The organism is Desulfonatronospira sp., from assembly GCA_003563255.1.
In the GTDB taxonomy this organism is placed as follows: domain Bacteria; phylum Desulfobacterota; class Desulfovibrionia; order Desulfovibrionales; family Desulfonatronovibrionaceae; genus Desulfonatronospira.
The window spans coordinates 1-14,405 of the sequence record PWSL01000492.1 but is presented as its reverse complement, the minus strand read 5'-3'; the positions used below and the strand labels follow the sequence as shown (position 1 = coordinate 14,405).

General features: G+C 50.8%; 8 protein-coding genes. 2 read left to right on the top strand and 6 right to left on the bottom strand.

The features are described from left to right. Positions 1 to 270: 270 nt before the first annotated feature. Complete coding sequence (locus QZP87_RS14420; RefSeq protein WP_291323623.1) at positions 271 to 924, top strand: flavodoxin family protein; 654 nt, start codon at positions 271 to 273, stop codon at positions 922 to 924. Between the two features lie 398 nt (positions 925 to 1,322). Here the strand turns inward: QZP87_RS14420 and QZP87_RS14415 are convergent, their stop codons facing one another. Both QZP87_RS14415 and QZP87_RS14410 read right to left on the bottom strand, forming a co-directional pair. Beyond that, complete coding sequence (locus QZP87_RS14415) at positions 1,323 to 4,493, bottom strand: PAS domain S-box protein (RefSeq protein WP_291323622.1); 3,171 nt, start codon at positions 4,491 to 4,493, stop codon at positions 1,323 to 1,325. 79 nt (positions 4,494 to 4,572) lie between these two features. Further along, a complete protein-coding gene (locus QZP87_RS14410; RefSeq protein WP_291323621.1) occupies positions 4,573 to 4,704 on the bottom strand; it encodes a hypothetical protein in 132 nt (43 codons plus the stop codon). A gap of 814 nt (positions 4,705 to 5,518) precedes the next feature. On the opposite strand from QZP87_RS14410, the gene QZP87_RS14405 reads away from it, so the two are divergent. Then, positions 5,519 to 10,453 carry a PAS domain S-box protein gene (locus QZP87_RS14405; RefSeq protein ID WP_291323620.1) on the top strand — a complete coding sequence of 1,645 codons (4,935 nt, stop codon included), beginning with the start codon at positions 5,519 to 5,521 and terminating at the stop codon, positions 10,451 to 10,453. 221 nt (positions 10,454 to 10,674) lie between these two features. Here the strand turns inward: QZP87_RS14405 and QZP87_RS14400 are convergent, their stop codons facing one another. From QZP87_RS14400 to QZP87_RS14385, 4 genes are all read right to left on the bottom strand, one after another. Next, complete coding sequence (locus tag QZP87_RS14400; protein WP_291323619.1) at positions 10,675 to 11,355, bottom strand: hypothetical protein; 681 nt, start codon at positions 11,353 to 11,355, stop codon at positions 10,675 to 10,677. Between the two features lie 71 nt (positions 11,356 to 11,426). Continuing rightward, the gene (locus QZP87_RS14395; protein ID WP_291323618.1) at positions 11,427 to 13,166 is read right to left on the bottom strand and encodes an aldehyde ferredoxin oxidoreductase C-terminal domain-containing protein; all 1,740 of its coding nucleotides are present in this window, start codon (positions 13,164 to 13,166) and stop codon (positions 11,427 to 11,429) included. A 155-nt stretch (positions 13,167 to 13,321) separates the two neighbouring features. After that, a complete protein-coding gene (locus QZP87_RS14390) occupies positions 13,322 to 13,792 on the bottom strand; it encodes a ferritin family protein (RefSeq protein ID WP_291323617.1) in 471 nt (156 codons plus the stop codon). Between the two features lie 31 nt (positions 13,793 to 13,823). Then, positions 13,824 to 14,405 (bottom strand): FAD/NAD(P)-binding protein (locus QZP87_RS14385; RefSeq protein ID WP_291323616.1); only part of this gene is annotated, 582 nt, incomplete at its 5' end.

Sequence of the window (14,405 nt, the reverse complement as noted above, 5' to 3'; positions counted from 1 at the left end):
ATTTTTTGGAGCAATTGTTATTTATCAACCGGCAAAAGTGCCTGTCCCCAAGTGAGATCAATATTATATTTTATAAGTTTCGCTGTAGTGTTAAAAAGTTCCTATTTTTTGGGTCAAGGGCAGCAGAGTAGAGCTCGGGTATACCTCAAGCATGGAAGCTATTTGGTAGACATAGAGCCTGACATAGTGCATATTCTCTATATGCCATAAGGATTGCTCCAGGTATTGCCGGAGCAATTCGCATCCCATAAACATGTCAGGAGGTTTGGCATGAAAGTAATGGCCTTTAACGGCAGTCCCAGGCAAGAGGGATGGAATACCGTAACCCTGCTGGAGCACGCCCTGCAGGGAGCAGAGTCCGCTGGGGCAAGGACCGAGTTGGTCCAGCTCTACAGCCTTGATTTTTCCGGGTGCATTAGCTGTTTTGCATGCAAGCGACTGGACCGGGAGGAGGACGGGGTCTGCGCCCTACAGGACGACCTCTCCCCGGTTCTGGACCGTGTTCAAGACTGTGATGCCCTGATCATAGGCACGCCTGTGTACTACGGCACTGAATCCTCTGGAACGCGCGCCTTCCTGGAACGGCTCTGCTTTCCATATTTGAAATACGATCCAGACCGGATATCGCTCTTTCCCAAGCGGATCAATACCGCCATGATCTACACCATGAACGTACCCGAAAACAAAATCCAGGAGATGGGTTTTGATCAGGTTTTCAACATGACAAAGAAGTTTCTGCAGCTCCACTTCGGTTCATGCGAATTGCTGCTCTCCACGGACACCCTGCAATATCCGGACTACGATCTCTACGAAGCCAAAATGTTCGACAAGGAAGCCAAATATCAGCGTCACCATCAGGTCTTTCCCCAGGATTGCCAGCGTGCCCGGGAGCTAGGGAAGCGTATGGCTTCAAGCCAGGCCTGATTGCCCACCTTGAGACTGATTGCAAGCAGAGTAAAGAGCCCGCCGAGGCTTCGCCCCCCTTCGGGATTCCATCTTTGATCAGCTTCCGCATCTGGATGCTCAAGTTGAAGGGGGGAGCATGGTGCACCATACGGCTTCAGCGAATTGCAAAAAATTATTGAGGATCTGAAAAAAACGTAACCTTCAGGCTCTTGCATACTTTAATCACCGACTGTAACACTACAGAGAAACTTACGATTGACCTCCGGGGACTGGCTCTCCCCGCACTTATTTTTAAAACCTGTCAATCATCCTTCAGAAAAATAAGTGCGGGGGTGCCTGTCCCCTGCTTTCCTTAAAAAGGGCTGAACTGTTACAATTTTTCTTGTTTTTTGTGACAGGGTTTCAGGAGTAAGTCACTAAACATCTACTTCACTGCTGCCTGGCACTGTAAAATATACTGTGGTCCCCTGACCAGGCCGGCTTTCTATCCAGATCTGTCCTCCATGCTTCTCCACAAACTCTTTGCACAGAGCAAGCCCCAGGCCGGTTCCTTTTTCACCTTCAGTACCTTTGACAGATTTTTTTTGTTTCATGGCAAACAACCCGGCCAAGGTATCCTGATCCATGCCCACCCCGTCATCATGAACCATCACCCTGACCATGGAACCTTGCTGATGGGCATGGATGGACACGTTTCCACCCCGATGCGTGAATTTAATGGCATTGAAAATCAAATTGCGAATGACTGAGTATATCATTTTCTGATCAGCAAAAAGATTCATTCCTTTGGGGATATTATCCCAGAGATCGACTTCTTTCTGATCAGCCACATTCCTGGCAACAGAAATTCCAGCGGTTACGATATCATTCAGGCAGACTGATTCTGGTGTGTAAACCAGTAGCCCCTGTTTCATCCTGGCCCATTGCAGGAGATCTTCCAGAAGAGCATGCAAACTTTCCGAACTCTTGTGCATTTCCCTGGTCATTTGTTCAAGTTCTTGGAGGGAAAAAGCCTTAATATCCTCGGATAATACCTGAGTCAGGTTCACAAAGCCGGAAATGGGCGACTTGAGATCATGTGCCACATAGGAAAAAAGCCTGTCTTTTTCAGAATTGGATTTCTGGAGTGCCTGGTTGGCTCGTATGAGTTGTTCCTCGGTTTGTTTAAGAGCTGTAATATCCTTGGCTGTTGAAACAACTCCGGCGACTTGACCATTTTTATCATGAAATGAGTAATAATTCATAATTCTATATTTCAACGAACCATCCCTGTCAGGAAAAGCATCTTCGAACACCACATCCTCTCCCGAAAGGGCCTTGTCCAGATGGTGCCTGACCTTGTTTTGAAAGATATCTTTCCCCAGCAAATCTTCTACAGTGCTCCCTTCGATTTCTTCCCGGGATTTACCAAACACCCGCAAATATGCATCATTTACAATGATATACCTGTAATCAGTGCCCACCAGGGACATGGGATCGTTGATCCTGGAAATGATTCGTTCATAGTGCTTCAGGCGTTCTCTTTGAGTGCGGCGGATCTTTTCCAGACGGATTCTCTGAACCCCCTGGACAATGGTTCCGGCCAGGTTGGTGAACAGTTCCTGCTCTTCGCTGTCCACGGCCAGGTTTTCAGGTATTGAAACAGTGAGTAACCCCAGGACAAAGCCCTCAACTTCCAGTCGCACAGAGAAACCGGACCTGCCTGCATAGCTTTCGCCAAGAGGGCAGTCACTGCATTCATTCCCGGGATCCCTGATAACCTGCATGAGAGGCGAGGATAATACATTTAGAGCACGTTCAGGCTTATTATCTTCTTGAAATGCTGCAAGCAGAGCAGGGAAATGATCGTCAAGGCCGGCCTGGCCCCAGTCTGTAACGTTATGTCTGCTGTCCAGCAGGATGATCCAGGCATTGTAATAGCCCCTGGTGGACACCAGGGCCTGGCAGACATCCTGCAGCATCTGCTTTTGATCCCGGGCATGGAAAATAATCCTGGTGACTTTGTTGTAGGCCTTCAGAACTGCATTCAAGTGCCGGATGCGCTGCTCAGACATTTTTCTTTCAGTAATTTCAATGAATGAAGCCTGCATACAAAGAGGATTGCCGTCCCTGTCAACTACCAGCCCGGCATTAAGCTCTACTGAAAACAATTCACCGTCCTTGCGCCTGGCGGTCATCTCTCCTTGCCATGAGCCCTGAGTATAAATGGTTTCAATTACACTGGCAGGAGCATCTTCTGATTCCCAGAAAAAAACCGCGGGCTTGCCCAGAACTTCAGAGATGGTCTGGTAACCCCACAAATCCAGAAAAGCAGGATTAACATAGGTGACAGCACCATTAAGGTCAGCCATGGCTACTGCATTTATGGAAGATTCAATGGCCCGGTCTTTTAAGAGCAGTTCCATCTCTGCTGACTTGAGGTCGGTGATGTCCAGAGCGAAACCTATGGTGCCGGTAATATTTCCGTCCTGGTCATAATAAGGCAGTTTCTCAGTGAAGCTCCATCCTGTCTGCCCGGTTGATTTTCTATGGGGTTCAGAAATATTTCTGACAGGTTGTCCTGAAGACAGCACTTGCTTGTCGTCATTCAGATACTTCACAGCGATTTCCTGTGGATGAATATCAAAATCGCTCTTTCCTTGAATGTCTTTCAGTTCCTTGCCCACTGTATCGCAAAACAGCCTGTTGCCATGAATATACTTGCCGTCCCTGTCTTTTCTCCATACCATGGCCGGGACTGTATCCAGAATGGTGGATAAGTCCTTGCGGGTTGCTTCCAGTTCCAGTTCGAACTGCTTCAGCCTGGTGATATCACGAACAATGCCGTCAATTCTGATGGGGCGATTATCAGCATCATAGACCATCCTGCTGCGGTCGGAAATCCATCTGACTTTTCCATCAGGCCGGATTATGCGGCATACTCTTACAAGAACACCGTTCTCTGTGAGTTCGAACAGGGTTTCTTCTAAACTCTGCTGATCTTCAGGGTGAACCAGTTTATGCCAGAGAAAGGGGTCCTCAAAAAACATCTGGACAGAAAGACCATATATTTTTTCTACAGCAGGGCTGATAAAAATAGATTTTATGTCTGGATAGCCAACAGACCAGATTGCATCCTCCAAATTTGTCAGGATACTGTCCAGTTTTACATCCCTTTCCTGCAGATCCTGTTCTGCCCGCTTTCGCTCTGTAATATCCGTAACAAAGCCCTGATAATGGACGACATTGCCGAGATCATCACAGACTGCTCTGGCATTTCTAGAGGTCCAGACAATGGACCCATCCTTGCGCAGCATCCGGCATTCGTAGTTTAATACTTCGCCCTTTTCTCTCAAAATACGCTTAATTTCTTCTCTGTCATAGGGATCTACGTGCATCTGTTGAGCGATATCAGTAATTGACTCAATTAATTCTTGGGGTGAATCATAGCCGAAGATCCGGGCCATGGCAGGGTTGGCCGAGAGCAGCCGCCCCTCAGGCGTAGAAGTGAATATACCCATGGGGGCGTTTTTGAGGGCTTCAAGGCAGTCCTGGTCATCTCTCCGGACAAGAAGCCCGCTGTCTTTGAATAAATGTTGATTGTCCACCTTGGTTTTCTCCGATTAATACAGGCAGTGGAAGGGGCACTAGACGCTTAGCACAGATTTCAAACAAACATGTTGGTCGTTAAAATCGGTTCCTGGTTCTTCGTTCCTGGTTCTTCGTTCCTGGTTCTTCGTTCCTGGTTCCTGGTTCTTCGTTCCTGGTTACCTCTCGTTCCCAGGCTCCAGCCTGGGAACGAGAGGTAATATTTATCAAACACCCTCTGAAAGTCCTTATCTTCTGCAAAGATTTCCAGCCAGGCGTCTCAACGTGGTTCTTATTTTTCTGACATGATCTCATGAATAAGTCAAACCCGGGCTATGTCCGCCTTAAGTCTTGGTTTATGAGACAAGTGTAAGCATTCAGAGGGGCCGCAGTGGTAGTTTCTGGCACCAGGCCCGGGGACAGTCTGCCGCTAAGTACTGACTGTACAGGTTCATAAAACTTCGCATCTGTAATTTTGTATTTGTTCAGAAAAGGTGTCCCGGGGACTGTCCCCGGGCTGTTCCCCTTCCAGCTTAAATAAAATGTCGCAGTAGTGTTTATATTCTTGATACAATATGCAGTATGCAGTATGAATTATGCTTATGAGATATCCTATTGGTCTTGTTTTTGCTGTCTTTATTACTTTTGAAAAATAGCACGTCCTGAAAGGAACCCTTATGACCTACCGTACACAGCCTGAAACCTTTAAAACTTTACTCAATGCTGAATATTTTGTAACAGTTTAGCCTTTGAGACAGGTTGTAAAATTTTATTGGAATGCAGGGGGCAGGCACCCCAGCCCTTGATTTTTTGTTGATGAAAATAACAGACGTATCTGTTTAGCGCCTTGGATGTGGCATGGCCTCCTGCCCGGAGGCATACAGCCTGGAGGGGGACCGGCTCTTCCGGGACCCACTTGTCCCAGAAAATGAGTCATTTTGAGCACAAATTGATGCTCAAGTGGGTCCCGGAGTGCCTGTCCCCTGCTTTCCTTAAAAGCGCTGAACAGATACCCCTATAAGTTTCTCTGTAGCAGCCAATCTTCATGGAGCCAATGATGTCTAAAAACTGCATGTCCCCAAGCCAGTTCGGGCCCAACCCCGATTATTGCCGGGAAATATTCACCGATGCCCCGATAGGCATTTTTACTTCCAGCCCGAAAGGCCGCCTGCTTTCGGCAAATCATGCCCTGGCCCGGATGCATGGTTATGAAGCCCCCCAGGAACTGCTTGACTCCATTACTGATATCGCCCGGTTTTTTGCTGATCCCCGGGACATGGAAACATTGATAAACAAGCTTGAAACCCATGACCAGATGCAGAATTTTGAGAGCCGTCTGCACAGAAGAGATGGATCTGTGCTCTGGTCCTCCATCAATGTTACAATACGACGGGATCATTACGGAGGTATAAACCATTATCTGTGGTTTGTTTCGGATATCAGCAAGCGTAAACAGGCCGGGGAAGCACAGCGTGACAGTGAAGAAAAGCACCGCCGCCTTTTTGAAACCATGTCCCAGGGTGTTGTTTATCAGGCAGCCGATGGAACAGTCATCTCAGCCAACCCGGCCGCAGAGAAGATACTGGGACTTTCTTTCCAGGAGATGCACGGCAAGACCTCCATGGATCCTTGCTGGAAGATGATCAAAGAAGATGGATCAGATGTGCCGGGGTCAGACCATCCGTCCATGATCGCTCTTAGAACCGGTGAGACTGTGGGTCCTGTGACAATGGGGGTGTTTAATCCTGCCAGGGGTACCCATATCTGGTTGTCTATCACCTCCATTCCTTTGTTTCAGCCGGCGGCAACAACTCCTTTTCAGACATATTCCACTTTTGAGGACATAACCAGGCTAAAAAAACAACAAGACGAACTTAAAGATCGTGAAAAACTTTTCAAAAGCCTTTTTGAGAACCATGCAGCCGTGAAATTGATGGTTGATCCGGATACCGGGGCCATTATTGATGCCAACCATGCCGCCGCAGAATTTTACGGCTGGTCGCGTGACGAGATGCAGAACAAGTTTATCCAGGAAATAAACACACTTGCCCCTGAAGAACTGGGTAAAGAAATGGAAAAGGCCAGGTCCATGGATAAGCTTTTTTTTGAGTTCCAACATCGCCTGGCTGATGGATCCATCCGTAATGTAGAGGTATACAGCAGCAGGATTGAGGGCAGGAATAAAGACTTTCTTTATTCAATTATCCATGATGTCACCGATCGCAAAACAGCCGAAAAGGACCTTATCAAGAGCAAGGAGCGTTTTTCCCTGGCCATGGAAGCCACCAAAGACGGCCTGTGGGACTGGGATGTGATCACCGGGGAGTTATATTTCAGTCCAGGCTATGCTGAGATGCTTGGATATGAAGAGGAGGAACTCAACCCGCATTTGCAAACCTGGCTGGATCTTCTTCATCCACAAGATAAAGAAAATGCTTTGCAGAAGGTTATGAACTGCAAGGAGAACTTAACCGATTCTTTTGCAGTAGAATTTCGCATGCAGGCCAAAAATGGAGACTGGGTCTGGATTCTGGGAAGGGGTAGTGCCGTACGGCGGGACGAGTCCGGCAAGGCCCTGCGCATGACAGGTACGCATTCTGATATCACCAGGCGCAAAGTAGCGGAAGAATCACTGCGACAACAGGAATTTTTCTACCGAAATATATTAGCCAGCATAAATGACGCTGTCTTTTTAACCGATGATCAAGGCTCCCTGACATATGTCTGCCCCAATGCCGATGTAATCTTTAAACGCTCAGACCATGAACTGCTGGAAATTGGTAATATCGAGAGTATCCTGGGTTCCCGCCTGATTAAGCCCGGGGAACTCACTGATAAACAGCCAGAGGTGAACAACCGCGAGTGTGAAATAAGAGATTTGGATGGACGCATCCGCCATTTGCTGGTGAACATCAAGCTTGTTCCTGTTGAACTGCATGATAGAGGCACATACCTCTACTGTTGCCGGGATGTGACGACAAAGAAACAGACCGAAGACTTATTTCTTCAAACCCAGGAGAGATACAGGCACATCGTTGAGAATGCCAATGAAGGCATAAGAATGCTGGATAAAAACGGCCGTATAATCTATTTGAACAGTACTATGGCGGAGATGCTCGGCTACCTCCCCCTGGAAATTATTTTGCAGAGTGTCTGGGATTTTATCCATCCCGAGGACCTGGATAAATTTTCGGAAATATGGGAAGAACGTAAGCTTGGAAAAGACGGAAAATATGAACTGAGGTTGCTTCACAGGAACGGCTCAACTGTCTGGACGACTGTTTCTTCCACACCGATGTTCAAACAGGGTGAATTCATTGGCTCTTTCGCCCTGGTGACCGATATTACCGAAAAAAAACGTATGGAAGAGGAACTGCAAAAGCAGCAGGAAATTCTCGCGTCTACGGAAAAAATGGCCAAGGTTGGTGGATGGGAATGGGATATTGACTCTCAGGCCATGATCTGGACAAGAGGCACCTATCTGATTCATGATTTTGATCCGGACCATTATATAAATGATTCCAAGGTGTTGCTGCAAAGCAGTCTTGCATGCTACTATAAGGATGACAGACCTGTAATTATTTCAGCATTCAAGGATTGTGCAGAAAAAGGCGTGTCCTATGATCTTGAATTCCCCTTTGTCACAGCCACGGGGCGCAGATTATGGCTGCGCACAGCAGCGCAGCCGGTGTATGAGTCCGGCAGTATCACTAAAGTCGCCGGGCATATAATGGATATCACTGAGCTCAAAAATTCTCAACTGGACCTGGATAAAGCCAGGGAAAAGGCCGAGGAGGCCACCCGTGCCAAGTCGGAATTCCTGGCCAATATGAGTCATGAGATCCGCACCCCTATGAACGGGGTCATCGGAATGACCGATTTGCTGCTGGATACCGAGCTTGGTCCGGAGCAGCGCAGCCTGGCCGAGTCCATCCAGAGCAGCGGAGAGGCCCTGCTGGCTTTGATCAACGATATCCTGGATTTTTCAAAAATCGAGGCCGGCCGGCTGGAGCTGGAAAACGTGAACTTCAACCTGCATTATCTGCTCGAGGACTTTGCCTCCATCATGGCTGTAAGGGCACACGAAAAGGGTCTGGAGCTTATTTGCCTGCCTGATCCGGATGTGCCTGCCCTGCTTCAGGGCGACCCGGGACGGCTTCGCCAGATATTAACCAACCTGGTGGGCAATGCCATCAAGTTTACCGAGCAGGGAGAAGTGGTGGTCAGGGTGCAGATGACGGCAATAAATGCTGGGATTGATCAAGGGGAGAGCGGTAAGCGGCAAGCCGAAAGCGGATCTCAAAAGGCCGGCCATGATCCAGCACTGATCACCGGTCACAAACCACAAATGAGCACACTGCTTTTCACGGTCCGCGACACAGGAATCGGCATTCCCCAGGACAAGGTCGGTCTGCTTTTTGACAAGTTCACCCAGGTGGACACCTCCACCACCCGCAAGTTCGGGGGTACCGGGCTGGGACTGGCCATTTCCAGGCAACTGGTCGAGCTGATGGGCGGTGAAATGGGCATCAACAGCACCTGCGGACATGGATCAGAGTTCTGGTTTACAGCCCGGTTTGTCCGGCAAAATACCACAGAAGCTTACCACTCTGCATTGTCTGGAGACCTGCAGGGGAAGCATATACTTATAGTGGATGACAATAAGACCAACCGTGAAATCCTCAAACAACAGCTTGAGGCCTGGGGAGCCCGGGTGGAGCAGGCCGGAGAGGGCCACGAGGCCCTGCGTATTCTGGACCGGATATGTGACAGTGAAAACTGCTTTGCTATGGCCATTCTGGATATGCATATGCCCGGAATGGACGGAGAAGAGCTGGGCCGGAATATCAGGAGCAGCGACCGGTTCAGGGGGTTGCCCCTGGTCATGCTTACTTCCCTGGGGCGTCCGGGCGATGCCGGGGCTTTTGAAAGACTGGGCTTTGACGCCTATCTGAACAAGCCGGTGCGTCAGTCCGAGCTTTATGACACACTGGTGACTGTTCTTGCTGTTGCCGGTAAGGACACCAGTCGTCCCATCATCACAAGGCACCTGGCCCGGGAGATCAAAAGAGAGCAGGCCGTGCCTGACAGGTTCAAGGGACATGTGCTGGTAGCAGAGGACAATCCGGTCAACCAGCTGGTGGCTGCAGGGTTATTGAAAAAACTGGGACTAAGCGTTGATATTGTGGATAACGGCCTTAAAGCTGTAGAGGCACTGCAGGCCAGGGCCTATGACCTGGTCCTGATGGATGTGCAGATGCCGGAGATGGACGGACTGGAAGCCACTCAAAGGATAAGAGGCATGGAGCATGAGGCTTGGAGCATGAAGCAGGCTGAAGAAGATATTAAACAGCAGGACCTCAAGGAATCTCTCAATTCAGGAATACCGGCACTAATCGCTCATCATTCATCGTTTTTCGTTCCTATTGTCGCCATGACCGCCGGGGCGATGCACCGGGACAGGGAAAGGTGTATCGAGGCCGGCATGAACGATTATGTTGCCAAACCTATAAACCCGCAGGAGCTTGCCGGGGTGCTTGGCAACTGGCTGGAAAAAATGGATTTTGAAGATAAGACTGAATCAGTCCATGATGCGGGTAAAGCCTCCTGCAGCACCTTGGCGGATGCACCCCCCTCAGTGCGTGAATTTGACTACCAGGCCTTGTTGTACCGGCTGGATCACGACCACGAAATGGCCAGGGAGATCGCAGCCATGTACCTTCAGGATGTTCCCTCCAAAATTGAAGAGCTCAAAAAGGCCCTGGAAGGCAAAGATGCCCGGAAAGCAGCTCGAACGGCCCACTCCCTCAAGGGCAATTCAGCCAATACCGGGTGCATGGCCATATGCGAGACAGCCGGAAAGATGGAAAGCCTTGCAAATGCAGGAGATTTTGATGCAATTGAAGGCCTTGTGCCTGAACTGGAAAGACAGTTTGAGCTGTGCAGAGCGGAGATCGAAAAAAAAATCGAGCCGGAGTAGAACCTGGGATTTGTAAGCGTCTCACCCGGGGGGGCCGGGACCGAACCGATAAGTAACTGACACCCCTCGTTCCCAGGCTCCAGCCGCTTCTTCAAAATGTGGCTGGAGCCACAAAAAATGGTGTTCCCAGGCTGGAGCCTGGGAACAAGTGTTGTCGCGGGGACTGTCCCAATTGTCGGATACGAGCACTTCTTTATCTTGGGGTGCGGGCACAGTCCGCGTTAGAGCTGGCTCTGTTGTTTTCTATTTTCCAGTTCCATGGCCAGCCGCAGGACTACATCCCCCTGAGGCAGGCAGCTGAAATCAAGCCCGGACTGCTGGACTGGAAGGCTTGTGCCCTGAAACCTGATACTTCTCAAGTGCCTGAAAAAGCTATCCGGCCTGGACTTGAAAAACTCTGCCAGGTCCGGAGAAGATACCATGATGCCGTGGTGCAGAAAAAGGCCGGCCAGGTCCCGGCCGACAGCATTGTAAAGGCGCACCTGGATGCGAAAAGAGGCATCCTGCTGTATATCCGAACCCTCTTCCCGGCGACTGGACAGGGAAATACCCTCGCGCATGCGCTTCAAAAAGCCGTCCCGGCGCATGGTGGCCCCCACAAGACCCGGCATGGCTGCAGAAAGTGCCAGCCTGCAACCGGGCCTGATCATGGCCTGATCAATGTCATCTACTGCTGATCCGTCCAGGAAAATGGTCTGCAGGCTCTTTTCGGTGTAAACACCGCAGACCCCTACCAGTTCGCAAAGAAATTCCCTCAAGGAACAGATCCTGGGCACCGGCATGAAAAAACCCTGCTGCAACAGCAGGCTGAACTGCTCCGGGGCCTCATGCTCAAGCATCAACACAGGCAGACCTAACATGTCTCTGTAATAAGGTTCCGGGTACTTTGCTGTATAAGTCATGGCTCTTTCCAGAAAAAAGAAGGAAGGCCCTGGAGCCTTCCTTCTTTTTAATTTGTATTTTTCAATACTGATTAGAAGTTATAGACACTGTCCAGTTCTTTGTCCGGCACGTCAAAGACCACGTTATGCGGAGCAAGGGGCTCGCGGGAGAAGTATCTGGGCAGACGGTCGTGTGCAGGACCGAACCCGGCCTTTTCGTTGAACTCCTTCTCCATCTTGAGGATCTTCTGGCCCAGGGCCACTACGTCATCACCGGTCATATCCAGTCCGTACATATGATTGATGGTCTGCACCATGGCCTCAAATGTCTCGCCCTGATCCAGGATGGCAAAGGCCACGAACAGGCAGAACCCGGTGGAATCCAGGGCTGCAGTGGCTATCTGCAGGTTGCGGGACAGCTCGGCCTGGCCTCCGGTCTGCAGAGGATCCACGTCTCCGCCTACCTTGAGGATATTGGCGGTGACTGCATAGCCGGCAGTGTGGTCCGCCCCCTGTGTAGATGTGGCATAGGTCACCCCGATGCCCTTGACCGAGCGGGGGTCATAGGCAGGCAAAGCCTGGCCCTTGACCACTGGAGCATGCTCCATGCCGAAGCAGCGGGCGGTGGTGGCGGCCCCGGCGCCCAGGATGCGCCCCAGGGGTGTGCCTTTGCCCACTTCGTGCACCAGATTAATAGCCCCTTCGGCATCACCGAACTCAATCACACCTGCCTCCATGGCCACACCTATGGTCACGCCCATCTCGATGGTGTCCAGGCCGTAATGATCATCCAGGTAGTCCAGCCTGGCAATGGCATCCAGGTCGTCGATGCCGCAGTTGCCGCCGTGGGACCAGACGGTCTCGTATTCAGGCTGCTTGGACATGTAATTGCCGTCCTTGTCCGTGTATATACCGGAGCACTGGATAATGCACCCCCGGTGGCAGCCGTGGGTGGGCTGGCCGCCTTCGCGGTTCTTCATGTTTTCGGCCTGCAGTTCCCCGGACAGGTTCTGGGCGTGCTTGTAGCGGCCTTCCCTGAAGTTGTAAGTAGGGTAGCCGCCGGCCTCGTTTAAGATATTGGTGAGCACGTTGGTGCCGTAGGCAGGCAGTCCCTGTCCGGTGACTGCGTGGCCCTTGAGGCCTTCAACGAACTTCTTGTTGGATTCCTTGAATTCGTCCGGGCGGACAGGCTTGCGGGTCTTGGCACCAGAAGCATCCACAACAATGCACTTGATGCCCTTGGAGCCCATGACAGCTCCTACACCGCCGCGGCCGCAATGCCTGGTGGGCCTGAATTCAGGATCGGTGACGGCTATGGAAGAGTTGGACATGCGCATCTCCCCGGCAGTACCTATGGAGATGACCGAAACCTTCTCCCCGTGCACCGGCTTTAGCTTTTCGATGAGGTCGTAGTTGGCCAGCATCTTCAGGTCGTTGGCCTTTTCCAGGGTGACGCCCTGGTCGTTGATGACCACTTTGTACAGGTCATCTCCTTGGCGTTCGCCTTCCAGGATGACCGCGGCATATCCCAGCCTGGCCAGGGCCTGGGCCCCTGTGCCGCCGGCGTTGGACTCCTTGATGGTCCCGGAAAGTGGACTTTTGCAGCCAACGGACATACGTCCGGATGAAGAAGCCGCCGATCCGCTCATAAGACCAGGGGCGATTACCAGCTTGTTCTCCGGTCCCAGGGGATGGCAGTCCGGGGGAACCTCTTTGTAGACCACAGAAGTGGTCATGCCGCGTCCGCCCATTCCGGCATAGTCGCCGATGGGTTCTTCAGTGGCCTTGGGACCGCCCGGGGCCCCCACGTTGATTCTCAAGATCTTGTCCATGAAAATACCTCCTTCTAAGGGTTGAGTCTGTATGCAGTTGACGGTTTATGCAGAAATTAAAATTTATTAACGACCAAGCTGCAACTCGGGTTCTTCATAACGTTAACCCAACATTATGCATCTGTTTTACAGTCCTGATCAATCCCTGTAATCATCTAAGTCAACATGCCGGCCAGCTTACGCAGGTGCGAGCGTTCTTCGTCTATGCACTGCATTACGAATTTTTTCTCGGATTCAGGGACAAGTTCCCGCATTTCCATAAAGAAAAGAATTGTATCCTTCTCAAAGCCCATGGCCAGGCGTATGGCTTCATTCTCATCCTGGGCATCAGCAAGCCTTTTCTGCAGATCCGGAGAAAAAATGGAATGGGAATCTATCAGTGCTGCCAGATATTGACTGTATTCCTCATTGTTGCTCCAGGCAGGCAGTTCGGCCTTGCCCAGGCGCTCCTTGAATTTCAGGAAAATCTCCTCGTGCCTGGATTCCTCCTTGGCGAAGTACAGAAAAAAATCCTTGGCATCCGGGTTTTTGGCCGCTTCTGCGGCTCTGGTATAAAAAGCCTGCCCCTGTTGTTCAATATTTACGGCTGCTTCGACGATCTCCGCCGCCTTGAAAAAACCGGCCATCTTATTCTCCTTGCTTCAATTATTTGTTTGCCTAAAGCTCATTGGGCAGGGACCGAAGCTCTTCGTAGCTGAACACGGGTCCGTCCACGCATACATAGCTGGTGCCGATATTGCACCTGCCGCAAAGTCCTATGCCGCATTTCATGCGCTTTTCCAGGGTGGTGATTATCTGGTTGTCCTCGAAGCCCAGCTTTTTCAGGGCCTGCAGGGTAAACTTGATCATTATGGGCGGACCGCAGGTCACAGCTATGGCATTGTGTGGCGTGGGAGCCATTTCCAGGAGTACGTTGGGAATAAGTCCCACCCGGTGTTCCCAGCCCTCGGCCTCGTTGTCGATGGTCAGCACCGTTTCCAGGTCCTTTCTCTCCAGCCAGTCCGGCAGCTCGTAACTGAAAGCCATGTCCCGGGGGCTGCGCGCCCCGTAAAGGAGCTGAATCCGGCCGTAGTCGTCGCGGTTGTCCAGCATGAACAGAAGCAGGGTGCGCAAAGGGGCCATGCCTATACCTCCGCCTACTATCAAGATATCCTTGCCCTTCATGGACTCATAGGGAAAACAGTTGCCCAGGGGGGCACGCACCCCTATACGGTCTCCTTTGGTCAGGCTGTGCAGTTT

Coding starts and splice junctions, on each gene's coding strand:
- QZP87_RS14400 (WP_291323619.1), bottom strand. CDS start 11,355: ATGACTTATACAGCAAAGTACCCGGAACCTTATTACAGAGACATGTTA.
- QZP87_RS14390 (WP_291323617.1), bottom strand. CDS start 13,792: ATGGCCGGTTTTTTCAAGGCGGCGGAGATCGTCGAAGCAGCCGTAAAT.
- QZP87_RS14420 (WP_291323623.1), top strand. CDS start 271: ATGAAAGTAATGGCCTTTAACGGCAGTCCCAGGCAAGAGGGATGGAAT.
- QZP87_RS14405 (WP_291323620.1), top strand. CDS start 5,519: ATGGAGCCAATGATGTCTAAAAACTGCATGTCCCCAAGCCAGTTCGGG.
- QZP87_RS14395 (WP_291323618.1), bottom strand. CDS start 13,166: ATGGACAAGATCTTGAGAATCAACGTGGGGGCCCCGGGCGGTCCCAAG.